Consider the following 24,539-nt stretch of genomic DNA (forward strand, 5'->3'; position numbering starts at 1 on the left):
TATGCCCGGCACACCGAGGGCACGCAACTACGCGGACATCAGCCGCTGCCGCGGGCGCGGGGCCGCCCTCCGGGCGACGACGGGAAGGTGACGACAGGCCCTGGTGACACCGGCGGACTCAGGGCCCTACCGGGCGGACGTGCCCTGCAGCAGGCATACGGTCTGTGTCAGCCGCATCTCTCCGCCGCGCCGGTACGGGGCCAGGAGGCGCCGGTTCTCGACGTGCTCCTCGCTGTGCTCGAACCGATGGAAGCTGGGCGCATCGACCCAGTCGGTGACGACGTAGTAGACGTCCTCCTCGTCCGCCGACCGGGCGAGGGACTGGCAGAGATTGCCCGGCTGGGCGGCGATGCCCCTGCCCACCTCCTGCCACACCTTCTCGAACTCGGCGCCCCGGCCAGGGACTGTCTCCATGCGGAGCATCACACGGAAAGGAAGGGAATCCGGCATCTGACTGGCCTCCGACGCGTGACGGGGTCGACTCGGGGCGCCCAGTCTCCGTGACTCGGCTCGACGGCAGCTCGAGGGACACCTCGACTCGTCCTCGACCGGTCTCCGACACCGCGGCGGGAGTCTCTCCTTCTCTCCCCGTGCTCTCCCAGTGACCCCTTGGAGGATCCATGACCGCGCCGCCGGCCCAGTCCCCCACCGTCCAGCCGTCGGGTCCGTCCGGACGTACCGGCCGACGAGGTCCCCTGGGTTGGCCTCGCTGGTTCACCACGTTGTTCGGCACCGACATCTGGGAGCGGTTCAGCTTCTACGGGATGACCGCGATCCTCGTCCTCTACGCCACGGAGCCGACCGCCGACGGTGGGCTCGGGATGACCAACGAGGACGCCACGCTGCTCTTCGGCCTGTACATGGCCTCGGTGTTCCTCTGCTCCGTACCTGGCGGCTGGCTCGGCGACCGGCTGTTCGGTTCCTCTCGCGCCGTCCTGTACGGGGGCGTTCTGATCGGGCTCGGGCATCTGTCGCTGGCCCTGCCCGGACAGGCGTTCTTCTATCCGGGGCTGCTGCTGATCGCGGGCGGCACCGGGCTGCTCAAGCCCAACATGGCCAATCTGCTGAGCGCCTTCTACGCTCCTGGGGACCGGGCCGGCCGGGACGCCGGATTCGCGATCTTCTATATGAGCGTCCAGGTCAGCGCGCTGGTGGCGCCCGTCGTGGTCGGGGCGGTCGGCGAGACCGTCGACTGGCATCTGGGTTTCGGGCTCGCGGCCGTCGGCATGGCCATCGGGCTGCTCCAGTACGCGCGCGGCTCGCACCACTTCGGTGAGACCGGCCGGGCACCCGAACGCGCCGCCACCCCCGCCCAGCGGACCCGGGTGCTGCGGGCCAGCGGTCTCACGCTGGCCGTGGTCGTCATCGCCTACGGCGCGGACGCGGCCGCGGGGTCCTTCAGGATCGCTCATGTCATGGGGCTGATCGGGCTGCTGACCGTCGTCGTACCTGTGGTCTTCTTCTGGCGGCTGATCCGCAACCCGCTGCTGACCCCGCCGGAGCGGGTCCGGGTGAAGACCTACATCTGGCTGTTCCTGGCCTCGGCCCTGTTCTGGGCGATGTTCCTGCAGGGCGGCTCCGTCTTCTCGATCTTCGCCAAGGAGTCCACGGACCGCTCGGTGCTCGGCTTCACCGTGCCCACCAGCTGGTTCCAGTCCGCGACACCGCTGTTCGTGCTGCTCACCGCCCCGCTGTTCGCCTCGCTGTGGAAGCGCGCGGGGGACCGGATCGGCACCGCCGTCAAGTTCGGTATCGGCATGGCGTGCACCGCGGTCGCCTTCGGTGTGATGGCGCTGGCCGCGTGGCGGGCCGCGTCGGCGGAGGGCGGCCTGGTGTCACCGTGGTGGCTGGTGATCGCGTTCCTGCTGCTGGCCGCCGGGGAAGTGGCTTTCGCCCCGGTCGGGATGAGCGCCACCACCGCCGTGGCACCGGCGACCTTCGTCAGCCAGATGGTGGGATTGTTCTGGCTGGCCGGAGCGCTTGGCGGCGGCCTGGGCGGCAACGCCCTGAAGGTGTCGGGCGACGAGTCGCCGTCCGCCGGCTATTTCCTCGCGTTGAGCCTGGTCACGCTGGCGGCCGCGGTGGCCCTGGTACTGGCCCGCGGGCCGCTGGGCCGGCGGCTGGGCGTGTGACCACCGCCCCGGCGCCCCTGTCCCAGACCTGTCCCTGGAGGTGTTCGCCTTGACAGTACCGACAGCAACCATCGCTCCGGCACCGGAGCGGGAACGGCACGCACGGCAGGACCGTGATGCCCACGAGACCCCGGCCCGCGGACCACGGCCCCACGAGCCCGAGCCCAGGACCGCCCAGCAGCCGGTCCTACTGGCCGGCGAGGACGAGGACGCCTGCCGCGAGGAGCCGCACATCTGGCGGGGCATCGACTGACGACCCCGGTGATCCGATCGCCCGCGAGGCGGGGAATGCGACTCACCGGAACACCCACCGGCGCGCCCCCGCCCCGCGGACGATCGGATCACCGCCGTGAAGCCCCAGGACGGTGGCGGGGATGCACAACAGTGCCGCCGCCGTGGTCGCGTGCCACGCCGGGTGCGACGGTCCACCGGTGCGTAGCGCGGACCTTGATCGAGGGCGGCGGCGACCTGGAGACCGCTTACGCCGTGCAGCAGTTGGGCGTCCGGCGCGGCCAGGACACGGGCCGCCGGATCGTCGGCCGCAAGATCGGTCTGACCTCCGTGGCCGTACAGCGCCAACTGGGCGTGGATCAGCCCGACTTCGGGGCCGACGGCGTCCGCGACCGCTTCCGCGCCTACCGCGACGTACTCGATCCCACCACCGAACTCGGCATCCACGCCCACCACAACCTCGCCCTCGGTGTGGCCAACACCGTCGTCGCCGTCGAGAGCGGCGCGGCCCGGGTCGACGCCTCGCTCGCCGGGCAGGGCGCGGGCGCGGGCGCGGGCAACTGCCCCTGGAGGCGTTCGTCGCGGTCGCCGACCTGATGGGCTGGGCTCACGCCTGCGACCTGTTCCCGCTGATGGACGCCGCCGACGACCTCGTACGACCGCTGCAGGACCGCGAGGTGCGGGTGGACCGCGAGACCCTCAGCCTCGGCTACGCGGGCGTGTACTCCAGCTTCCTGCGCCACGCCGAGACCGCCGCCACCCGCTACGGCCTGGACACCCGAAGCATCCTCGTCGAGGTCGGCCGGCGCGGCATGGTCGGCGGCCAGGAAGACATGATCACGGACATCGCGCTGGACCTGGTGACTGGCAACACCGGCGCCGACCAGGGCTGACGAGGTCGTACGGCCGCCCGCCGGAGCGTCGGTGGGCGGCCGTACCCTTGCCTCCGTGGAGGACTACGACATCCTGGACACGCCGGACAGCGACGCCTCGGACGGGCCGTCGCCGCGCCCGCGGTCGCTCATGCTCGCCTTCTTCGGCAACCACGTCGTCGAAGAGGAGGACCGTGACCTGTGCGTGTACTCGGGCAGCATCATCGACGTGCTCGGCCGCGTCGGCGTCGGTGAACAGGCCGTACGTTCCACGCTGACCCGCATGGTCAACCGCGGCCTGCTGCGACGCCAACGCGAGGGCCGCAAGATGTACTTCGGCCTGACCCGGCAGGCGACGCGCGTCCTGCTGGACGGCCGCACCCGTATCTGGAAACAGGGCGCCGTCAACGACGACTGGGACGGCACCTGGACCCTGCTCGGCTTCTCCCTGCCCGACTCCTGGAAGCGCCAGCGCCACGATCTGCGCTCACGGCTCACCTGGTCCGGATTCGGCGCGCTGTACAGCGGGTTGTGGATCGCTCCCGGTGAGGTCGACGTCACCGGTGTCGTCGCGGAGCTCGGGCTCACCGACCACGTCAAGATCTTCCATGCTCAGGCCGAGGTGTCCACCGACATCGATCTGATGGTCCGTGACACCTGGGACCTGGAATCCATCGCCGCCCGCTATGTCACCTTCGGCAAGCGGTGGACGCCCCACCTGGGCGGGGGCGTCGGGGACGACCCGATCGGCACCCGGCTGCGGCTGGTCAGCGAATGGCTGTGGACCATCCGTACCGACCCCCGGCTGCCCACCCGGCACCTTCCCCCGTCCTGGCCGGCCCGCCCGGCCCAGGAGACCTTCCGACGCGTCGCCGAACAGGTCACGGAGCCCGCCCGGGACGTTGCCCGCGAGCTGCTGGACACGGTCCCGGCGCGCTGAGCCGGGCCGGGCCACGGCCGGTCACGGGCGTTCAGCGGACCAGTCGGGCGGGCTCGGCGGCCTTGCCCAGCAGCCACTCCAGGGGGCCGCGCCGGAAGAAGCGGGACCAGAGCGTGGCGAAGACCGTCACGGCGACGAGGAAGCCGAGCAGCACGTGCGGCGGGGAACCGGGCAGTTCCTCGATGCCGAGGGCCTGGATGCCGACGACGTGGAGGACGTACGCGGTCAGGGACATCGTGCCGACGGTGATGACCGGTCGGGCGAGGCGGTGCAGACGCGGGAAGGCGTCCACGGCGGCCAGGCAGGCGATCAGGACGAGGACCGCGACACCGGAGTTGCCCACGATGGACAGTGTCGTCTCGCTGTGCGGCGCGGCCACCAGAAGCTCGGCCGGGCTGTCACCGCTCGGGTAGCCCCAGGTGTCGGACCACCAGGCCGACGCTGCCGAACCGCCGTCCTCCCCACCCGACTCGGCGACCGCCGCGAGGGCGCCGGGAACCAGATGCAGGGCCAGCCAGGAGCCGCCGTACCCGAGGACGGCGAGACCGGCACCGGTGAGCGCGAGACGCAGGCGTACGGCGGTGGCGGCCGGATCGAGGCGGGCCACGGCCATGCCGGCGACGACGAAGGGGATCCAGGTCAGGGCGGGGTAGCTGCCGGTGAAGAGGAGCGACAGGAGGCCGTCGGCGTCGGCGGGCCAGGTCCAAATGCCGCCGGGTTCGTCGGCGTCGAGCGCGCGATGGACGACGTACAGGATCTGCGGCAGGACCAGCGCGGCGGCTCCGGCGATGATCGCCAGCGGGCGGGCGCCCAGCCGGTACAGGGGCAGGACGAGCAGGAAGTACAGGCCGTAGAAGGCGAGGATGACCTCGACCGCGGTGCCGGTCAGGGTGAGTCCGGTGCCCACGACGAGCAGGACGAGCGCCCGGATCACCACCTTGGCGACGGCCTGCCGGCCCGCCCGGCCCGTCTTCGGGGCGTGCCGACCGGTGATCAGGATGATCGAGAAGCCGGCCAGGAAGGCGAAGAGCGCGGAGGCCCGGCCGTGCGACAGCTCCATGACGAAGCCGACCGCTCCGCCCTCCGAGGGGTCGGGCCCGACATGCGCGGCGTACATCCCGAACACCGCGAGCCCTCTGGCCAGGTCCACACCGATCAGCCGGCCTGTCGAGGCGCCGGGGCTGGGGGTTCCGGAGGTATGGGGCGAGACAGCGGCCGGTTTCCCGGTCGCCGGGTCGACTGCGTTCTGGGTCATGCCTTCAGGCTGGGGAGGGGCCCGAGCGCGGAGTATCCGGCAGGTGTCCGGTCCGACCCCGCCACCCGGCGGGGCGCGCGCCACCTCGCGGGGGCGCTCCGGTTCTCGTGTGCCCCCTTGACGCCGGAACGCTCTCGCCAAGTGGGGAGAGTGTCCCGATCGGCCGTCTCACGAGGGCTTCCCGTTCTACGGTCGACCCGGTGGTGGGCGACAACGACGTGCGGCCGGCGACGTTCACGCAGGGATGACGAGGCGGAACGCGCGTGATCCGGGTGATGGTGGTCGACGAATGGCCCTGGTGCGGTCCGGCTTAAAGCCAGAGCCATCCCGGGGCGGGCCCGGCGATCGACGACGTCGAGGCGGCCCGGGTGGGACGGCTGACCGAGCGGGAGCGCGAGGTGCTCGTGCTGGTAGCGGAGGGGTTGTCTCAACGCCGACGCCGACGCCGACGTCGGCGACCGTGTCCGTCTCGGCGCGGGCACGGTGAAGGACCACGTCAGCGCGTTCCTGACCAAGTTGCGGGGTGGGCAGCCGGGTCCGGGCGGCCCTGCTCGCCCAGCGGGCCGGGCTACTGGACGACGGAGGGCGGCGCTCGTCGGGGACCGGGCGATGACAGGGTGCGGGGCCGGGAGGGAGGGGCGGCCGGTGACAGCGGGCGGGGGCCGGGAGGGACGACCGACGACGGCACCCCGAGCCCGGAGGGAAGAACGACCGACAACAGCGCCCGAAGCCCGGAGCGGGGGACGACCGATGACCACATCCCAAACCCAAACCAAGAACCCACCGCCAACAGCACCCCGAGCCCGAACCGAGGACCCACCGAGCACAGCACCCCCAACCCGAACCGACGACCCACCAAACACAACACCCCCAACCCGAACCGACGACCCACCAAACACAACACCCCCAACCCGAACCGACGACCCACCAAACACAACACCCCCAACCCGAACCGACGACCCACCAAACACAACACCCCCAACCCGAACCGACGACCCACCAAACACAACACCCCCAACCCGAACCGACGACCCACCAAACACAACACCCCCAACCCGGAGCGAGCGGCCTGCGATCGCGGTGTCCGGGGCCACGGCGGGGGTCGGCCGGTGACCGGGTGCAGGGGCTGGTGGGCGCGGGTGCCGGAGCCCGTCGTCGATGGTGTCGTCGTGGCGATCGCGGCCGCCGATGTCGCGCTGAACCAGTGGGACGCCTCCCCCACCGCGACGGCGATCGCCGGAGCGGGCTGTGCCGGGCTCGCACTCCGCAGGCTCTTCCCGCTGCCGGTGTTCGCGTGCACGATCCCGGGCGCCCTGATGCTGGACATCGTGTTCGCCCCGTTCGCGGCCCTGTTCACCCTGGCCGAACGGTCCCGCGACCGCCGTCTGCTCGGTGTGTGCGCGGTGGTGATGGCCGTCGCGTCCGCCACCCCGTGGCCGCTGCACCACGCCACCCCGCAGGACAGGACCTGGACGGTGGTCTACTTCTTCTACACCCTCGCCACGGCCGCCGCGCCCGTCCTGCTGGGCCAACTCGTCCAGGCCAGGCGGGACTTGGCCCGGCGGCTCGTCGAGATCGAGGAGGCGCGGGAGCATGAACGGCTGCTCCACTCCCAGGCCGTCCTCGCCCGTGAACGCGCCCAGCTGGCCCGCGAGATGCACGACGTCGTCTCGCATCAGGTCAGTTTGATCGCCGTACAGGCCGGTGCCCTCCAAGTGGCCGCCGCAGACCCGGACTTCAAGGAGGGCGCCCGTACGATCCGCTCCCTCAGCGTCGACACCCTCGACGAACTGCGCCACATGGTGACCCTGCTCAGGGCCTCCGGCGGCCGCGCCACGGAACTCACCCCGCAGCCCACGCTCGCCGACCTCCAGACGCTCGTCGCCACCAGCGGCATCGACACGGCCCTCACCGGTGAACTCCCGCCGGACGTCGGCACCACCGGGCAGCGCGCCGTCTACCGCACCGTGCAGGAAGCCCTCACCAACGTCCGCAAACACGCGCCCGGCGCCTCCGCGACCGTACGGCTGTGGCGGGCCGACGACGGTACCGCCTTCGGTGTCACCGTCACGAACACCCCACCGACCCGCCCCTCGCTCCCTCTCCCCGGCTCCCGCCAGGGCCTCGTCGGGCTCAAGGAGCGCGCCGAACTCCTGGGCGGAGCCTTCGAGTCGGGCCCCACACCACAGGGCGGTTACGAGGTGAGCCTGCGGATACCGGCCCACAGCGACTGACAGCCGTCGACCGCACCTCAGGAGCGGTTGCCCGGAGCGCACTCGACCCAGACCGTCTTGCCGTGGCGGGCGTGGCGGGTTCCCCAGCGGTCGGCGAGTTGGGCGACCAGGAACAGTCCGCGTCCGCCCTCGTCGAAGACGCGGGCCCGGCGCAGGTGCGGGGTGGTGCTGCCGGCGTCGGAGACCTCGCACATGAGGGTGCGGTCGTGGATGAGGCGCAACCTGATCGGCGGGCGGCCATAGCGGATGGCGTTGGTGACGAGTTCGCTGACCACCAGCTCAGCGGTGAACTCGAGTTCCTCCAGCCCCCAGACGCCCAACTGCCGGGACACGTTCGCCCGGGCCCCGGCGACGGCGGCGGGGCCCGCCTCCACGTCCCAGGTGACGACCTGCCCCGCTCCGAGGGCACGGGTGCGGGCCAGCAGCAGGGCGACGTCGTCGGGCGGCCGGGCGGGCAGCAGGGCTTCGAGTACGGCGTCGCAGGCGGCCTCCAGAGAAGGGGCGGGCCGGGCGAGGGCGTCGCGGAGTGCGGCGAGACCCGCGCCGGCGTCCTGGCCGCGTGCCTCCAGCAGGCCGTCCGTGTAGAGGGCGATCAGACTCCCCTCGGCCAACTCGAACTCCGCCGCCTCGAACGGCAGCCCACCCAGCCCCAACGGCGGCCCGGGCGGCAGATCGAGAACGTCGACGGTGCCGTCCAGAGCCACCACGGCAGGCAGCACATGCCCCGCCCGGGCGACGGTGCAACGGCGCGAGACGGGGTCGTACACGGCATACAGACAGGTGGCCGCGGAGTCCCCGCCGGCCTCCTCCTCCCACTCCGTCTCGGTGGCCGCTTCGGTGGACAGGCGGATCACGACGTCGTCGAGGTGGGTGAGGAGTTCGTCGGGAGGCAGGTCGATGTCGGCCAGGGTGCGTACGGCGGTGCGCAGGCGGCCCATGGTGGCGGCGGCGTGGATGCCGTGGCCGGCGACGTCGCCCACGACGAGGGCGACCCGGGCTCCGGAGAGCGGGATGACGTCGTACCAGTCGCCGCCCACGCCCGCCCTGTCGCCGGCGGGCAGGTAGCGGAAGGCGACCTCCACCGCGGACTGCGGGGGCGTACGGCGCGGGAGGAGGCTGCGTTGCAGGGTGAGGGCGGTGGCGCGGGCGTGTGTGTAGCGGCGGGCGTTGTCGACGGCCACCGCCGCCCGCGCCGCGATCTCCTGGGCGAGGAGCAGATCCTCGTCGCCGAACGGCTCGGGGTTGCGGTGCCGGAAGAACTGGGCGACCCCCAGGGTGGCCTCCCGCGCACGCAGCGGAACGACCAGGGTCGAGTGGGCCGGGGCCAGGGCCGGGTCGGTGCCGTCCGCGCGGTGGTGCCGGGAGGGGTGGCCGGTGGCCAGGGCGCGGGCCGGCGGCGACCCATTCGGAAACGTGTGCGACTGCCGTGGGGCGGTCATCGACGCCCGGCCCGACGCCCGGCCCGACGCCCGGCCCGACGCCCGGCCCGACGCCCGGTCCGACGCCCGGTCCGACGCCGGGTCGGGCCCCACGACCGACCGCAGAGCGACCCGACGCACTACGAGCGGGCCCTCCGGCGGGGTGCTGTCGTGACCGTGCAGCACGGAGTCGAGCAGGTCGACGGTGACGAGGTCGGCGAACGGTTCGGGGGCGCGGCCGGCGAAGGAATCGCCGTGGGAACCGATGGAACCGATGGAACCGATGGAACCGGCGGAGGACTCGGTGGCGAAATCCGCGAGTTCCTGGGTGGTGCGGCCGATGTCCAGGGTGGTGCCGATGCGCATGCTCGCCTCGTTCACCAGGGACAGCCGCCACCGCAGCCGACGGTCCCGCTCCTCGGTGTACGCCACGAAGCCCCGCCTGGACGAGCGGTCCAGATACCCGGTCGCCGCCGCGATCAGCCTGCGCGCCGCCGCGCTGACCAGCTCGGAGTCGTCGGTGAACCGGGGCAGCTCCTGGAGCAGTCGGTCCAGGAGGATGCCCTGCCCGACCCGGAAGGCCTGCAGCACCAGACTGAAGGGGACGCCGTACCGGGCCAGCCGGCGTATGCGCACCAGCTCGGCGGCCGGCCCCTCGATCCCGTCCGGCCCGGCACCGCGTTCGAGACCGGAGAGCACAGCGACCACGTGCCCGGCGACGTTCTCCGAGGTCATGGCGTCGGCGTGCTCCCACAGTTCGGGCACGTCCCGCCGCAGGCACCGCTCCACCTCGGCGATCAGCTCGTCCGCTCTCGATCCGAGCTCACCCGCGGCACGGGACACCAGACCGTCAGCCGTGAGGTCCACAGTCCCGACGTTACGCGCCGACCGGCCGCGCACGCCTCTCGGCCACGTGACGCATCCCACCCCGGGCCCCGCGCCGACCGGATCCGGCCTGCTCACCGCCGGCCGGAGACAGGGTCCGCCGCAAAGGCCCGTAAAGGTGGCCGGTTATTGTGACGAGCGAGACGAGGCAAATCGAACGTATGCGGGCTGGCGGAGGGCACGTGGTGTCGGACGAAGGGCGGCTCATCGCCGGGCGCTACCGGCTCACGGAGCAGATCGGCCGTGGCGGTATGGGCACGGTGTGGCGGGCGGGGGACGAGGTCCTCGACCGCCAGGTCGCGCTGAAACGGCTGCACGTACAGCCGCACCTCTCCCCCGACGACCTGGTCAGGCTCTACGAGCGCACCCGCCGTGAGGCGCGCAGCGCCGCCCGTATCGCGCATCCCAACGTGATCGTCGTCCATGACGTCGTGGACGACCACCTCGACGCCGGTGACGGATACGGCGAGGCCGGCGACGGGCGGCCCTGCATCGTCATGGAGTACGTCCCGGCGCCCACGCTCGCCGATCTCCTCGGGGACGGCCGGACCATTCCGCCCGAGGACTCGGCCCGTATCGGCCTGGGCATGGTCGCCGCGCTGCGCGCCGCCCACGCCGCCGGTGTACTGCACCGCGACGTCAAGCCCGGCAACGTCCTGCTCGGCGCCGAGGGACGGGTCGTCCTCACCGACTTCGGCATCGCGATGACGGCCGACGCCTCGACCCTGACCAAGACGGGCGAGATGGTCGGCTCCATCCACTACATGGCCCCCGAGCGCATCCGTGGCCAGACGCCCGGCCCCGCCTCGGACCTGTGGGCGCTGGGCGCCACGCTGTACCAGGCGGTGGAGGGACGCCCGCCGTTCCGCCGCCTCACCGCGATGGAGGCCGCGTATGCCATCGCCGTGGATCCGCTGGAGCCGCTGAAGCAGGGCGGCGCGCTGGAACCCCTCATCGTGGCCCTCCTGTCCAAGGATCCCGCCGACCGCCCCACGGCGGAGCAGACGGAGGAGGCGCTGCGCGCCGTGGTGTCCGGGGTGACGACGGTGACGCTGCCGAAGCCGGCCTCGCAGGGCTCGGGCGCCGAGCCGCCGGAGACGGGGCGGGGCCGGGGGCGTGGGAGCCGGGGCGCGGAGCCTGGGCGTGGGCGGGGCAAGCGGGTCCTGGTGCCGGTCGGCGTCGCGCTCGCCGTCGTGGCCACGGTCGTCGGGGCCACGCTCTACATGCGGGCGGACAACACCACGAACGACTCCGACTCCCGGCAGAACGCGGGTGCCGCGACCCCCTCGTACTCCCCCTCCCCCGTCCCCGACGGCTTCCACCTGGTCAAGGAGGAGAGCCTCGGGGTCTCCTTCCCCGTGCCGGACGGCTGGAAGCCAAACAAGCGGACGGCTGAGCAGGTCACCTACGTCGACCCGACCCGCTTGGCCGAAATCAGGATCGGCGTCGTGGATCCTGCGGGCTCGCACCCCATTGCCCACTTCGCCGACATCGAGGCGAACACGAAGGTCAACTACCCCAACACGTACCGGAAGCTGCGTATGCAGAAGACCACCTTCCGCGGACAGCCGGCCGCCATCTGGGAGTTCACGTTCCAGGGCCGGGCCCGGGCCTTCCGCGCCATCGACCTCGGCTTCGGCCGGGAGGGCGAGCGCGAGTACGACATCTATCTCTCGGCCCCCGACGAGAAGTGGGACACCTACCGCCCGGTCTTCGACAAGGTGAGGGACGGCTTCGTCACGAGCGGGTCCTGACCGCCGCGCCGCCTCTCATTCCCCCTGGGGCCCCGTCGGCGCCACATGCACCCGGAACCCGGCGATCCGGTGGGCGGGCCAGGCGCGGGCGTACCGGGGTGGGCGGCCACCCGGGGCGACGAGGGTGGCGACCGGGACGCGCTCGGCGGTGCGCAGGATGCCCTCGCGGGTGATGTTGGCGTTGTTGCCGCGGGTGTTGCCGGAGGCACAGCCGGCGTAGTAGGCGATGGGGATGGCGGTGTCACCGGTCAGCAGGCAGGGCGGCCGAACGCCCAGTCGCCGCAGTTCGGCGGCGGCGCGATCCCAGTCGCGGCGGGCCGAGGTCGTGCGCTCGACGGTGCTCGACAACACCACGTACTGCACCGCCAGATGCCCGACGAGCCCGAGCGCCACGAGCGTCCCGACCACCGGGCGCCAGGCGCCGCCCGGCCCGGTGACGAGCGTCAGCAGCGCGTCGGCGACCGGGATCACGAGCAGGGCGTACGCGGGGAGCAGGAAGCGGGGAGCGGCGTACCCGATGAGGAAGAGGTAGGGCACGGCGGCCGTCGCGGCGCAGGCCAGCACCACCAGCGTGGGTGTCCCGCGCCGCGCCCTGAGCGCCACGGCCACCCCGAGCGCGGCGAGCAGCGGCAGGACGAACCACCATGCCATGACCACCACATGCGGCATGTCACCGGTGCAGGGACGGCACAGTATCCGCCCGCCCAGGCTGCGCAGCTGATCGTCGACGGCGATGTTCCACCCCAGCCCGCCCTGGATCCGCGAGGCATCGGCGAGCCGCTGCCCCAGCCCGCCGTACTGGACGTACGCCTCGACGACCCACGCCCCGGCCCCGGTGCCGAGCCCGGCCGACATCGCGAGCAGCAGCCGCGGATGCCACCACCGCCGTACGCCCACGAGCAGAACGAACAGCGGAAGCGTCACCCACACGGTGTCGGTGGGCCGCATCCACGCCATCAGCGCGGTTCCGGCGGCCGCGCCCCACAAGGCAGCCCGGTCCGCGGAGTCGGCCCGCGCGCGCAGGAAGCACCCCACGCAGATGAGCGCACCGACCGCGACCCAGTAGTTGGGCATGGCCTGCGGCCCGTAGAAGAGGGTCACCCACAAGGTGGCGAACAGCGCGCCCGCGAGTGCCAGTACGCGCACCGGGAACAGCCCCCGCCAGGCGCGCAGGGCGAGGTACAGCCCCAGCCCGGCCAGCACCGCCAGATAGACGCGCAGCACCACGGTGGACGACGACCACGAGGCGACCGGTGCCACCAGCAGCGGGACACCACGGGCGCGCGGCGCGCTGAAGAACGACGCCGGCGCGTGCGGACTGACCTGACTGACGTACACCACCTCGTCCCAGCCGAGCCCCAACCACGGCGGTACGAGGACGAGTTGAGCCAGTGTGAACGCGCCGGCCACGGCGAGGATCGGCGCAAAGACGGAGAGACGGGCGGCCACGTCGGCCGACGGGCCTGCCGACGCGACGGCCCGCGTCTTCGTACCGGTCTGGGTGCCACCCGAGACGCCGTTCGAACTGATGCGCATACCCCGCCTTAGAAGCCACCCATTAATCCGACAAAAGGATTGATTACTCGCCCTCGGTCAGGAGGCGAGGCGCACCGGCCGGTGGCTCTCCTTCACCCGCCCAGCCTAACGTGCGGCTCATGGATCACCGACAGCCGCCGTCCGTAAGCCACTTCGACCACTGCCCCTGGCTGTTCGAGAAGGAAGCGACGGAGGACCAGCGAGCCGCGCAACGGGAGCGGCAGCGGTCGCTCGGCGGGGACAACGAGATCGGCGAGCGGTGCTACGTGGCCGAGTCGGCGGCGGTGTTCCCCGACCTCCTACGGCTGGGCGACGACTCGTACATCGCCGCCCACGCCTATGTCACCGGAGACCTGACCACCGGCACGGACTGCACCCTGAACCCGTTCACCGTGGTACGCGGCACGGTCGAGCTGGGCAGTGCCGTGCGCATCGGCGCCCACACCTCCCTCCTCGGCTTCAACCACTCCACCGCCCCCGACCGCCCCGTCTTCCGGCAACCGCACACCAGCCGCGGCATCACCGTCGGCGACGACGTCTGGATCGGCTCCCACGTGGTCGTGGTCGACGGCGTCACCATCGGCGACCACTGCGTCATCGGCGCGGGGTCCGTCGTCACGAAGGACATGCCGGCGTGGACGGTGGCGGCCGGAAACCCGGCCCGCCGGATACGCGACCGCCGGGAGACGAGGAGAGAAACCGGTGACGGTGACGTGCTGGCCCGGTTCGCCGACACCGCCCGCGCCCAGGCCGCCGACCTCCTGGCCCGCTGCTGGACCGGCGACCGCTACGTCGACCGCCCAGGCGCCGAGCCGACCGTACGAGCGCATTGCGACGCCGTGGAGATCGCCGACCTGCTGCTGGGGACCGCCCCTGAGCAACTCGGCAGCGACGAACACATCGAGCGGCTGAGCGCCCTCCAGGACAAGGAAACGGGCTTGGTACCCGAGTTCGGTGAGCGGGTTCCCCCGATGGACGCGGACGGCTTCATCGGCGAGGGCGCTCCTCTCTACCACGTACTGTCCGTGGGCTACGCGCTGGACCTCCTGGGCGCCGCCCTCCCCCAACCGGTCCACGGCGTACGGAACATGACGGCCGATCAACTCATCACCCGTCTGGAAGGGTTGCCCTGGCGCGACCACGCCTGGGGCGCCGGCGCCTGGATCGACACCTGGGCCACGGCCGCCCACTGGAACCTCCGCCACACCGACGGCGACGGTATGACCCCGGGCTCCCTCGAAGCCCTCTTCGGCTGGCTGCTGACCCGAGCGGACCCCTGGACCGCCATGTGGGGCAGCCCTTCGACCGCCACCGGACGCCTCCAGGTCGTGAACGGCTACTACCGGCTCACCCGCGGCTCCTTCGCCCAGTTCGGAGTGCCCGTCCCGCATCCGGAGCGGGTCGTGGACGCGGTGCTGGACCATGCCCGTGACACCCGCTGGTTCGGTGCGGGCCGCGAGAACGCCTGCAACGTCCTGGACGTCGCCCATCCGCTGTGGCTGTGCACACGGCAGCCGGCCGGCGGGGGTGGACGGGACGACGGCTACCGGTCCGCCGAGATCCGCTCCTGGGCCGAACGGCAGCTCACGGCCACCCTGGCCCGCTGGCAGGATGGAAAGGGCTTCGGGTTCGGGCCGGGTACGGCAGGGCCGGGGCCGGAGGCGGGTTTGCAGGGTACGGAGATGTGGCTGGCCATCCTCTGGCTGCTGGCGGACCTGCTGGGCCGCTCCGACGCACTGGGATACCGACCTCGGGGAGTGCACCGGCCGGAGCCGGGGGATGCGTGTACGCCGGTCGGATGAGGCGGGCGAGGCCAACCCCGGGGCTGATGCCAAGGGTTGGCGGCTCGATCACCCTACGGTTGGAGGCCTGCGGTCGCGATCGCCCGCATCCTCACGCCGCCCCGTCCTTCGACGTCGCCACGGGGGCGGTGAGGTCCTCCTCTTCGGGGAGTTCCTCGACGTCGACGCCACGGACCTGAGCCAGCTCGTGTTTGAGGGCGGCGAGTTCGGTGCCGCCGGCCATGTGGTTGGTGAGTTCTTCGAGGCTGACCTGGTCGCGGGCGGCGGAGAGTTCCATGGTGCCCAGGCGCAGGACGCTGAAGTGGTCGCCGACCATGTAGGCGTGGTGGGGATTGTGGGTAATGAAGATGACGCCGAGGCCGCGGTCGCGGGCGGCCGCGATGTACTTCAGCACCACGCCCGACTGTTTGACGCCGAGGGCGGCGGTCGGCTCGTCCAGGATGAGCACCCGGGCGCCGAAGTAGACCGCGCGGGCGATCGCGACGCACTGGCGCTGGCCGCCGGAGAGGGTACCGATGGGCTGGTCGAGGTCGTCCAGGACGATGCCCATGTTCCGGAGTTCCTCGTCCGCGGTCTTCTTCATCCTCTCGATGTCGAGGCGGCGGATCGGCCAGGGGCCCTTGGTCATCTCCGAGCCCAGGAAGAAGTTCCGCCACACCGGCATCAGCGGGACCACGGCGAGGTCCTGGTACACCGTGGCGATGCCCTTGTCGAGGGCCTCACGCGGGGTGACGAAACGTACCGGTTCGCCGTCCACGAGGAACTCGCCCTCGGTGTGCTGGTGCAGACCCGAGATGATCTTGATGAGTGTGGACTTGCCGGCGCCGTTGTCGCCCAGCACGCAGGTCACCTTGCCGGGGTGCACCTGCAGGCTCACCCCGTGCAGGGCACGGACGTTGCCGTACGACTTGCCCGCACCGCGCAGCTCCACGACCGGCTTGGCCGGCCCGGGCACCGCGTCCTTGACCGCGGACTGCGCGGCGGTGCTTCCGTTGGTGTCAGTCATGGGTCCTCACCTCCGGGTCGCCTGGTGGCGGACCCACAGATTGACGAGGGCGGCGAGCAGCAGCATCGCGCCGAGGAACGCCTTGAACCAGTCGGGGTTCCAGCCGGCGTACACGATGCCCTGGTTGACCATGCCGAAGATGAAGGCGCCGATGACCGGGCCGATGGCGGAGCCGTAGCCGCCGGTGAGCAGACAGCCGCCGATCACCGCGGCAATGATGTACAGGAACTCGTTGCCCACGCCCTCGTTGGACTGCACCGTGTTGAACGAGAACAGCAGGTGCATGCCCACGAACCAGGCGCCCGCGCCGACGCCCATGAACAGGGCGATCTTGGTGAGGTTGACCGGTACGCCCACCGCACGCGCGGAGTCCCTGTTGCCGCCGACCGCGAAGATCCAGTTGCCGAACCTGGTGCGCAGCAGCAGCCAGGTCGCGATCCCGGCGAAGACCAGCCAGTAGAAGATCGTGACCTTGAAGTCCACGCCGCCGATGGACACTTCGGAGGCGAAGACGCTCTTGGCCTGGTCGAAGCCGTCCATCTCGGCGATCGAGTCGCTGGCCACGTTGCCGGTGAAGATCTTCGTCACGGCGAGGTTGGAGCCCTGGAGGATCAGGAACGAGCCCAGGGTCACCAGGAAGCTGGGCAGACCGGTCTTGATCAGCAGCCAGCCGTTGAACGCGCCGACCGCCAACGACACGACCAGCGCGACGATCACGCCGCTCCACACGTTGAGCGTCAGCTGGAAGCTGAGAATCGCGGCGGTCAGCGCGGAGCTGGTCACCGCGACACCGGCGGACAGGTCGAACTCGCCGCCGATCATCAACAACGCCACGGGCAGCGCCATGATGCCCATGACCGACGCCTGGTAGAGCACGGTGGCCAGCGAGCCGGCCTCGCGGAAGGAAGGGGCCACCGCGAAGAAGAAGGCGTACACGCCGATGGCGGCGATCAGCGCGCCGACCTCGGGGCGGGCCAACAGGCGGCGCCCCAGGGAGCGTTGTGTGGTACGGCCGTCCTTCTGGGTGGCCGGCGGAGCCGGCGGCGAGGAGCTCGCCGCCGGTGCCGTTGCTTGGGTCATGGTCGGATCACCGGGTGCCCTTCGCGGCGAAGGAGGCGATCGTGTCGACGTTGTCCTTGTCGACGAAGGCCGGCCCGGTCAGGACCGGTGCCTCACCGCCGCCGCTGTAGTTGCCGTTGTTCTTGTAGAGCCACAGCGAGTCCACGGCCAGGTAGCCCTGGAGGTAGGGCTGCTGGTCCACGGCGAACTCGATGGTGCCCGCCTTGATGGCGTCCGTCAGTTCCTTGTTCAGGTCGAAGGTGGCGACCTTCGCCTTGCTGCCCGCGTCGTCCACCGACTGCACGGCGGTCAGCGCGATCGGGGCGCCGAGGGTGATGACCTCGTCGATGGAGGTGTCCTGCTTGAGCTTGGCGGTGACGGTGGACTTCACCGACGGCATGTCGGTGCCGTTGACGTAGAGGTTCTCGGTCTCGCCCTCGAACGTCTTCTTCACACCGGCGCAGCGAGCCTCGAGCGAGACGTTGCCCTGCTCGTGGACGACGCAGACGGCGTGCTTGGCGCCGGTCTCGTTGAGCTTCTTGCCGAAGGCCTCACCGGAGACCGTCTCGTCCTGCCCGAAGAACGAGAGCAGCCCCTGCTCCTGCCACACGTCCATACCGGAGTTCAGACCGACGACGGGGATGCCGGCCTTCTCCGCCTTGGCTATGACGCCCTTCATGGCGTCCGGCTTGGCGAGGGTGACGGCGATGCCGTCGACCTTCTGGTCGATCGCGTTCTGCACGAGGTTGGCCTGGTTGGCCGCGTTCGGGTCGTTGGAGTAGACGAGCTTGACGTTGTCCTTGGCGGCCGCCGTCTCGGCGCCCTTGCGGACGATGTCCCAGAAGGTGTCGCCCTGCCCGGCGTGGGTCACCATCGCGACCGTCATCTGCGGGGTGTCGGCCTTACCCGCGGAGGCGTTCGTTCCGCCCTCCTCGGCCTCCTTACCGCCGGATTCGCTGGAGCATCCCGCGATCAGCAGCGCGGATGCCGCGGCCAGCGCGAAGAAGGGGGCCACTCTGCGCGAGCGGGGGTGAAACGTGCGGTCCATCTTTCCTGCACCTCACTGTGCGACGGGGGGAAAGGAGCGGGACAGCGTCGGGCGGGGGTGCCCGCGCGGGCCCGGACGTGAAAGTCCGGATCATTGTGCCGGTAGGCCGACCGCGCCGTTTCGTCGGGCTCTCGCGTCGGGCTCTTCCGTTGGGACGGGATACAAACCGCTGACACACCCGCCTGTCAATACTTTGTTAAGACATCATTTCACGAGCAGGTCTTTATGTCAGAACAAAGTCTTACCGACCCGAGCGCCCGCGCCCCGGGAGCCACATGTAAGGACAATGCAATGACAGGGGTTCCTGTCATCCAGACGGACGGATACCCTCATAGCGTGACCAGTGCGACCACAGGGAGTACGCAGAGCCTCGGCCTCAGCGTCGACCGGAGCAGCCCGGTGCCGCTGTACTACCAGCTGGCCCGGCAGCTGGAGTCCGCGATCGAGCACGGCGCACTGGGCCCGGGCAGCCTGCTGGGCAACGAGATCGAGCTCGCGGGCCGCCTCGGCCTGTCCCGGCCGACCGTACGGCAGGCCATCCAGTCGCTGGTCGACAAGGGCCTGCTCGTACGCCGCCGGGGCGTGGGAACACAGGTGGTCCACAGCCAGGTCAAGCGGCCGCTGGAGCTGAGCAGCCTGTACGACGACCTGGAGGCGGCCGGGCAGCAGCCCACGACCCGGGTGCTGCTGAGCGAGGTCCGGACCGCCTCCGACGAGGTCGCCGCCGCCCTGGGTATCGCCGAGGGCACCGAGGTGCACCTGTTCGAGCGGTTGCGCCTCACCCACGGCCAGCCGGTGGCGTTCCTGTCGAACTACGTCCCGGCGGGACTGCTGGACCTCGACACCGAACGGCTGGAGTCGACGGGCCTGTACCGGATGATGCGCAACGCCGGCATCACCCTGCACAGCGCCCACCAGACCGTCGGCGCCCGGAACGCGAACGCCGGCGAGGCCGAGCGGCTCGGCGAGCCCGAGGGCGCCGCCCTGCTCACCATGCAGCGCACGGCGTACGACGACACCGGCCGCGCGGTCGAGTACGGCAGCCACATCTACCGTGCCTCGCGCTACTCCTTCGACTTCCAGCTACTCGTCCGCAACTGACCGTCCCCGCACGGCAGTTGTTCAGAGGCTCACCCACGCCCCGGACTCCGCCGAGCGGCTCATCGCGTCCAGTGCGGTGGCGCTGTGCACGGCGTCGTCCAGGGTGGTGCCGTACGGGGTGCCCTCGGCGATGGAGCGGAGGAAGTGGTACGCCTCGATGACCTTGAGGTCGTCGTAGCCCATGGCGTTGGCGGAGCCCGGCTGGAAGGCGGCGTACTCGCCGTGGCCGGGGCCGACGAAGAGGGTGCTGACGGCCTGGTCCTGGTAGGCGTCTCCCCTGCTGACGGCCAGTTCGCCCATGCGGCGGAAGTCCCAGGAGACGGCGCCCTTGGTGCCGTGGACCTCGAAGCCGTAGTTGTTCTGCTCGCCGACGGAGACCCGGCAGGCCTCCAGGACGCCGCGGGCGCCGGAGGCGAAGCGGAGCAGGCAGCTGACGTAGTCCTCGTTCTCCACAGGGCCGAGTTCGCCGCCGCTCGCACGGGTGTGCCCGGCGGTGGCGCCGGTGGGGCGGGCCCGTTCGGGGACGAAGACCGCGGTGTCGGCGGTGAGAGCGGCGATGTCGCCGAGGAGGAAGCGGGCGAGGTCGACGCCGTGCGAGGCGAGGTCGCCGAGGACCCCGCTGCCGCCGCGCTCGCGCTCGTACCGCCAGGTCAGCGCGGAGTCGGGGTGGGCGGCGTAGTCGCTGAAGAGGCGGATCCGGACGTGGGTGACGGTGCCGATCTCGCCGGCGGCGATCAGTTCGCGGGCGGCCGCGACGGCGGGCGCGTTGCGGTAGTTGAAGCCGACGGCGCCCTGGACGCCGGCCTCGGCGACCGCGTCGGCCACGGCGCGGGCGTCGGCGGCGGTGAGGCCGACGGGCTTCTCGATCCAGATGTGCTTGCCGGCCTCGGCCATGGCGACACCGATCTCCCGGTGGAGGAAGTTCGGCGCGGTGATGCTCACGGCCTGGACCCGGGGGTCGGCGGCCACCTCGCGCCAGTCGCGGGCGGTGGCGGCGAATCCGTACCGCTCAGCCGCCTCCTCCGCACGCCCCGGGACCTCTTCGGCGACGGTGATCAGCTCCGGCCGTACGGTCAGCCGCGGGAAGTGGTGCGGCACGCGGGCGTACGCCTGGGTGTGCACCCGTCCCATCCAGCCGAACCCCACGACGGCGACACCGAGCGCACTCACCATGACTGCCTTCACCCTTTTGGACCGGTCCAGAACGTGCGTACGCGGCTCACCTTGCGGGCCGACTTCGCAACTGTCAAAGGGGATTCTTCCCTCACGAGAGCTTCTCCCCCGGCGCGGTCAAGACCATCGGCGCCCTGGAGGCCCTGGCGGCAATCGGCCTGATCCTGCCGGCCGCCGTGGACATCGCCCCGATATTCGTCCCGCTCGCGGCGACCGGCCTGGTCCTCATCATGATCGGCGCGGTGATCTTCCACGCCCGCCGCAAGGAGAACCAGGCGATCCTCATCAGCGTGGTGCTGCTGGCACTGGCGGCCGTGGTGGCTTGGGGCCGGTTCGGGCCGTACGCCTTCTAGGCCGTTCCAGTCGCCCGTACGTCCACGGCGGTGAGCGCCAGGGCCAGCAGGCCCGGGGCGAGGAAGGCGAGCGGGAGCAGCATCCAGGCGCACAGGGCGGCGGCCGCCAGGGCCAGCAGCACCAGGCCGCTGCCTCCCACGTCCCGTACCCCGTCCCGCGCCGCCCTCCGTACCGCCTCGGGCCAGTCGGTGGTGGACTCGGGGCGGGCGCAGGCGCGCAGGCCGACCACGGTGGCGCAGATGGTCACGGCGGCGGCGAGGAGCGCGAAGGCGGGGCCGCCCGGGAGTCCGGCGCCGACGAGAGCGAGGTCGACCAGGACGAGGGCCAGCGCGGCGAGGGTGACGAGCCCGGCGGCCAGGTCGCCGACGCGCAGGCGGGGCCTCAGCTCCGCGAAGAACCGCCCGGCTGTGGCCGGACGTCCCTCCCGCGCTCCCCGCAGTACCGCGCACGCCGTCGACAGGGCCGCGGGCAGGGTCAGCAGCGGCAGGCTCACCACCGCCACGGCGATGCCCACGCTCAGCACGTCAGCGAAGAGCGTCATCCGGGGCCCGAAGACCTCGCCCGCCTCCCGGCTGGTCCGCACACCGCTCACCCCTTGATCCCGGAGTTGGCCATGCCCTCCACCAGGAACCGCTGGAAGGCGAGGAAGAACAGGACGATCGGCAGCAGGGCGATCACCGACATGGCGAACATCGGGCCGAAGGCCGAGGTGCTCGACGCGTCCACGAACGACCTGAGGGCCAGCGTGAGCGTGAACTTCTCGGGTGAGAAGAGATAGATCAGCTGGGTGAAGAAGTCGTTCCAGGTCCAGATGAAGGTGAAGATCGCGGTCGTGATCAGGGCGGGTCGCGTCAACGGCAGGATCACCAGCAGGAAACTCCGGAACGGCCCGCAACCGTCGATCCGCGCCGCCTCCTCCAGTTCCCTCGGCAGTCCGCGCATGAACTGCACGATGAGGAAGACGAAGAAGGCTTCCGTGGCGAGGAATTTCGGCAGGATCAGCGGCCAGTAGGTGTTCACCATGCCGAGCTGGTTGAAGATGATGTACTGCGGGATCAGCACCGCGTGATGCGGCAGCATGATCGTCGCGATCATGAAGGCGAAGAGCGGCCCCCGGAAGCGGAACCGCAGACGGGCGAAGGCGTAGGCCGCGAGGGAGCAGGACAGGACGTTCCCGACGACCGCGCCGCCGGCGATCAGCAGGGAGTTGCCGAGCAGCCGGCCGACCGAGATGTCGTTCACGCCCTCCAGCGCCGTCTCGTAGTTGGACCATTCCAGTCGGCCGGGCAGCAGGTCGAGGCTCGCGATGACCTCGTCCGCCGGCTTCAGCGAGGTCGCGAGGAGCCAGGCCAGCGGGTACAGCATGACCAGGAGCGCGGCCAGACAGCCGGCGTGCAGGGCCACACGGCCCCAGGCAACCGGCTTGCGGGCAACGGGAGTTGAGGTGGTCGTGGTGGTCATCGGTCCCCCTCGGAGGCGTAGAAGACCCAGGAGCGGGACGTGCGGAACAGGACGGCGGTGACCACGCCGATGACGATCAGCAGGACCCAGGCCATGGCGGAGGCGTAGCCCATGTGGGAGGCGACGAAGCCCCGGTCGTAGAGGTAGAGCGTGTAGAAGAGGGTGGAGTCGGCGGGGCCGCCCTTGCCGGCGCTGATCGCGAAGGCGGGGGTGAAGACCTGGAAGGCCTGGATGGTCTGGAGGACCAAGTTGAAGAAGATCACCGGCGACAGCATGGGGACCGTGATCGACAGGAACTGGCGCCACCTTCCCGCGCCGTCCACCTCGGCCGCCTCGTACAACTCCCCCGGGATCTGCTGGAGTCCGGCGAGGAAGATGACCATCGGGGCACCGAACTGCCACACGGTCAGCAGGGCCACCGCGAGCAGCGCCCAGCCTGGTTTGAAGACCCAGCCGCCGGTGCCGAAGAGGTTGTCGATCGTGCCCCCGTCGTTGAAGATCGCCCGCCAGACGAGGGCGATGGACATGGAGGCGCCGAGCAGGGAGGGGGCGTAGAACGCCGAGCGGTAGAAGCCCTTGCCGCGCTTCATGTTCTTCAGGGCGAGGGCCACGATGAGCGCGAGGGCGAGTTGCAGGGGGACGGCGATGACGACGTACGTCAGGGTCGCCACGACCGAGCGCCAGTAGCGCGGGTCCTCGGTGAACATCTGCGTGTAGTTGCGCAGGCCCACCCAGTTCGGGGAGTTGAACAGGTCGTAGTCGGTGAAGGAGAGGTAGAGCGAGACGGCCATGGGGAGCAGCGTCAGGACGCAGGCCCCGAGCACCCAGGGCGAGAGGAACACCCATGCGGCGCCCTCGCGGCGCCGGCGCGGGGGCCTCGGTACGGCGGCGGCTTCCGGGGCGGGTGCGGCCTTCGGCATCTGTGCGGTGGTCATGACCTCAGCTCCGCCTTCGCCTCGGTGATGTAGTTCTCGGCGGCCTCGCGGGGGGACATCCGCTGGTACGACACCTGGTCGTAGTCGCGCATGAAGGTGGTCTGCAGCGCGGTGTCGCCCGACGGGGGTGCCTGGGGCGGGGCGTCGAGCTTGCCTTCGACCGTGGCCTGGTAGTCGTAGATGGTCTTGTCGAAGTCCTTGAGGTCGGCGGCGATGTCCTCGCGGATCGACTCGTTGACGGGGATGCCCCGGGTCGCGCCGAGGATCTTCGCGGCGTCCTTGTCGTTGAGCATGAAGTCGACGAGCTTCGCGGACTCCTCGGGATGGCCGGAGTCGGCGGCCACGCCCATGAACATGGAGGGCTTGAAGTACTGGCCGGGTGTGCCGTCCTCGCCCGCGGGCATGGGGGCGAGCGAGATCCCGGTGGGGACGAGGGCGAGGTAACCGCTCGCGGGGGCGTCCCAGTTGACGTCCGAGGCGGCCTTTCCGCGGCCGAGCGGGGTGTTCTCGACACTGCCGTCGAGCTGGGTGGTCTGCTCGGCGGGCGAGACGGCACCTTCGCGGCGCAGCTTGTCGGTGAACGTCCACCAGCGGGTCAAGTCGTCGGCGGTGAAGCCGAGTCGGCGGTCCTCGGTGTACAGGGTCCTGCCCTGGCCGCGCAGCCAGACCTCGAAGGCGTCCTCGCTCTGGCCGGGATCGGTGCCGCCGGGCTCGCCGGTCTTCTCGGCCACCGTCCGCATCGCGTCGGCCCATTGGCTCCAGGTCCAGCCCACCCGGGGCGGCTCCAGTCCAGCGGCCTTCCACTGCTCGGTGTCGTAGACCATGGTCTCGGTGCCGCGGCCCTGCGGGATGGCGTACTGCCTGCCGTCCACCTTGCCGGTGGCGAGCAGTCCCGGCTCCAACTCGCTGGTCCTCAACGCCTGTTGCTGCTTGCTCAGGTCGAGCAGCACGCCCCCGGTGGCGTACTGGTCGATCATCCGGTAGTCGAGCTGCATCACGTCGGGGGCGTCGCCGCCGGCGGCCTGTGTGGCGAGCTTCTGCTTGTAGGCCTCGTAGCCGGTGAAGGAGGTCTGTACGTCGATCCCGGGGTTTCTCTCCTCGAAGAGGTCGACCGCCGCCTGGGTCTTCGCCGCCCGGTCCGGGTTGCCCCACCAGGTGTAGCGCAGCACGACCTTGCCGCCCGCGCGAGACGACTCGTCCGCGTCCGAGCAGCCCGCGAGCACCGCGCACAGGGCGAGGACCACGGCCGTCGCACAGGACTTCCTTGTCCTGTTTCCGGGCATGAGTGGGTCACCTCTTTCACTAGAAAGCGCTTCCACCCCCTGCATGACCCTAGGGAAGGT

The 24,539-nt window shown here is 71.0% G+C and carries 20 protein-coding genes and 2 pseudogenes; 10 read left to right on the forward strand and 12 right to left on the reverse strand.

Annotation, left to right across the window (positions count from 1 at the left end; genetic code table 11):
• Positions 1–126 precede the first annotated feature (126 nt).
• The gene (locus tag CES90_RS05790; RefSeq protein ID WP_189780278.1) at positions 127–450 is read right to left on the reverse strand and encodes an antibiotic biosynthesis monooxygenase family protein; all 324 of its coding nucleotides are present in this window, start codon (positions 448–450) and stop codon (positions 127–129) included.
• A gap of 170 nt (positions 451–620) precedes the next feature.
• On the opposite strand from CES90_RS05790, the gene CES90_RS05795 reads away from it, so the two are divergent.
• From CES90_RS05795 to CES90_RS05810, 4 genes and pseudogenes are all read left to right on the forward strand, one after another.
• The gene (locus CES90_RS05795; protein WP_189780279.1) at positions 621–2,132 is read left to right on the forward strand and encodes a peptide MFS transporter; all 1,512 of its coding nucleotides are present in this window, start codon (positions 621–623) and stop codon (positions 2,130–2,132) included.
• Positions 2,133–2,181: 49 nt separating this feature from the next.
• Positions 2,182–2,385 (forward strand): hypothetical protein, encoded by a 204-nt coding sequence (locus tag CES90_RS05800; protein ID WP_189780280.1) that lies wholly within the window; start codon positions 2,182–2,184, stop codon positions 2,383–2,385.
• 356 nt (positions 2,386–2,741) lie between these two features.
• Positions 2,742–3,256, forward strand: a pseudogene (locus CES90_RS51900) (4-hydroxy-2-oxovalerate aldolase); the annotation flags it as partial.
• A 55-nt stretch (positions 3,257–3,311) separates the two neighbouring features.
• Entirely contained in the window at positions 3,312–4,175 is an 864-nt protein-coding gene (locus tag CES90_RS05810) for a PaaX family transcriptional regulator (RefSeq protein ID WP_229913516.1), read from the forward strand.
• A 31-nt stretch (positions 4,176–4,206) separates the two neighbouring features.
• On the opposite strand, the gene CES90_RS05815 is transcribed toward CES90_RS05810, so the two are convergent.
• Positions 4,207–5,430 carry a heparan-alpha-glucosaminide N-acetyltransferase domain-containing protein gene (locus CES90_RS05815; protein ID WP_189780281.1) on the reverse strand — a complete coding sequence of 408 codons (1,224 nt, stop codon included), beginning with the start codon at positions 5,428–5,430 and terminating at the stop codon, positions 4,207–4,209.
• Positions 5,431–5,750: 320 nt separating this feature from the next.
• On the opposite strand from CES90_RS05815, the pseudogene CES90_RS49315 reads away from it, so the two are divergent.
• Both CES90_RS49315 and CES90_RS05820 read left to right on the forward strand, forming a co-directional pair.
• Positions 5,751–6,043: pseudogene (locus CES90_RS49315) on the forward strand (response regulator transcription factor); the annotation flags it as partial.
• A 496-nt stretch (positions 6,044–6,539) separates the two neighbouring features.
• Positions 6,540–7,664 (forward strand): sensor histidine kinase, encoded by a 1,125-nt coding sequence (locus tag CES90_RS05820; protein WP_229913517.1) that lies wholly within the window; start codon positions 6,540–6,542, stop codon positions 7,662–7,664.
• Positions 7,665–7,681: 17 nt separating this feature from the next.
• Here the strand turns inward: CES90_RS05820 and CES90_RS05825 are convergent, their stop codons facing one another.
• A complete protein-coding gene (locus CES90_RS05825) occupies positions 7,682–9,949 on the reverse strand; it encodes an ATP-binding SpoIIE family protein phosphatase (RefSeq protein ID WP_189780282.1) in 2,268 nt (755 codons plus the stop codon).
• Between the two features lie 179 nt (positions 9,950–10,128).
• Between CES90_RS05825 and CES90_RS05830 the strand changes: the two genes are divergently transcribed.
• Positions 10,129–11,721 (forward strand): serine/threonine-protein kinase, encoded by a 1,593-nt coding sequence (locus tag CES90_RS05830; RefSeq protein ID WP_189780283.1) that lies wholly within the window; start codon positions 10,129–10,131, stop codon positions 11,719–11,721.
• Positions 11,722–11,736: 15 nt separating this feature from the next.
• On the opposite strand, the gene CES90_RS05835 is transcribed toward CES90_RS05830, so the two are convergent.
• The gene (locus tag CES90_RS05835) at positions 11,737–13,257 is read right to left on the reverse strand and encodes a hypothetical protein (RefSeq protein ID WP_189780284.1); all 1,521 of its coding nucleotides are present in this window, start codon (positions 13,255–13,257) and stop codon (positions 11,737–11,739) included.
• A gap of 119 nt (positions 13,258–13,376) precedes the next feature.
• On the opposite strand from CES90_RS05835, the gene CES90_RS05840 reads away from it, so the two are divergent.
• Positions 13,377–15,059, forward strand: coding sequence for an acyltransferase (locus CES90_RS05840; protein ID WP_189780285.1), 1,683 nt, complete (start codon positions 13,377–13,379; stop codon positions 15,057–15,059).
• Positions 15,060–15,150: 91 nt separating this feature from the next.
• On the opposite strand, the gene CES90_RS05845 is transcribed toward CES90_RS05840, so the two are convergent.
• From CES90_RS05845 to CES90_RS05855, 3 genes are read right to left on the reverse strand one after another with little or no spacing between them, the layout of a single operon-like run.
• On the reverse strand, positions 15,151–16,065 hold the full coding sequence (locus tag CES90_RS05845; protein ID WP_189780286.1) for an ATP-binding cassette domain-containing protein: 915 nt from the start codon (positions 16,063–16,065) through the stop codon (positions 15,151–15,153).
• Positions 16,066–16,071: 6 nt separating this feature from the next.
• A complete protein-coding gene (locus CES90_RS05850; RefSeq protein ID WP_189780287.1) occupies positions 16,072–17,145 on the reverse strand; it encodes an ABC transporter permease in 1,074 nt (357 codons plus the stop codon).
• 7 nt (positions 17,146–17,152) lie between these two features.
• A complete protein-coding gene (locus CES90_RS05855) occupies positions 17,153–18,172 on the reverse strand; it encodes a sugar ABC transporter substrate-binding protein (protein WP_189780288.1) in 1,020 nt (339 codons plus the stop codon).
• 336 nt (positions 18,173–18,508) lie between these two features.
• Here CES90_RS05855 and CES90_RS05860 point away from each other — a divergent pair, with 336 nt between their 5' ends.
• On the forward strand, positions 18,509–19,273 hold the full coding sequence (locus CES90_RS05860) for a GntR family transcriptional regulator (RefSeq protein ID WP_189780289.1): 765 nt from the start codon (positions 18,509–18,511) through the stop codon (positions 19,271–19,273).
• Between the two features lie 21 nt (positions 19,274–19,294).
• On the opposite strand, the gene CES90_RS05865 is transcribed toward CES90_RS05860, so the two are convergent.
• The gene (locus CES90_RS05865) at positions 19,295–20,446 is read right to left on the reverse strand and encodes a Gfo/Idh/MocA family protein (RefSeq protein ID WP_189780290.1); all 1,152 of its coding nucleotides are present in this window, start codon (positions 20,444–20,446) and stop codon (positions 19,295–19,297) included.
• Positions 20,447–20,448: 2 nt separating this feature from the next.
• Between CES90_RS05865 and CES90_RS05870 the strand changes: the two genes are divergently transcribed.
• Positions 20,449–20,799, forward strand: coding sequence for a DoxX family protein (locus CES90_RS05870; RefSeq protein WP_189780688.1), 351 nt, complete (start codon positions 20,449–20,451; stop codon positions 20,797–20,799).
• Here the strand turns inward: CES90_RS05870 and CES90_RS05875 are convergent.
• From CES90_RS05875 to CES90_RS05890, 4 genes are read right to left on the reverse strand one after another with little or no spacing between them, the layout of a single operon-like run.
• Positions 20,796–21,392, reverse strand: a complete 597-nt coding sequence (locus CES90_RS05875) for a hypothetical protein (RefSeq protein ID WP_189780291.1) — start codon at positions 21,390–21,392, stop codon at positions 20,796–20,798. The genes CES90_RS05870 and CES90_RS05875 overlap by 4 nt on opposite strands.
• Positions 21,389–22,261, reverse strand: coding sequence for a carbohydrate ABC transporter permease (locus CES90_RS05880; RefSeq protein ID WP_189780292.1), 873 nt, complete (start codon positions 22,259–22,261; stop codon positions 21,389–21,391). The genes CES90_RS05875 and CES90_RS05880 overlap by 4 nt, the downstream gene beginning before the upstream one ends.
• Positions 22,258–23,196, reverse strand: a complete 939-nt coding sequence (locus CES90_RS05885) for a carbohydrate ABC transporter permease (RefSeq protein ID WP_373313226.1) — start codon at positions 23,194–23,196, stop codon at positions 22,258–22,260. Before CES90_RS05885 ends, CES90_RS05880 begins: the two co-directional genes overlap by 4 nt.
• Positions 23,193–24,479 (reverse strand): ABC transporter substrate-binding protein, encoded by a 1,287-nt coding sequence (locus CES90_RS05890; protein ID WP_189780293.1) that lies wholly within the window; start codon positions 24,477–24,479, stop codon positions 23,193–23,195. Before CES90_RS05890 ends, CES90_RS05885 begins: the two co-directional genes overlap by 4 nt.
• Between the last annotated feature and the right edge of the window lie 60 nt (positions 24,480–24,539).

The sequence above is a fragment of the Streptomyces capitiformicae genome (assembly GCF_002214185.1).
GTDB classification, from domain to species: Bacteria; Actinomycetota; Actinomycetes; order Streptomycetales; family Streptomycetaceae; genus Streptomyces; species Streptomyces capitiformicae.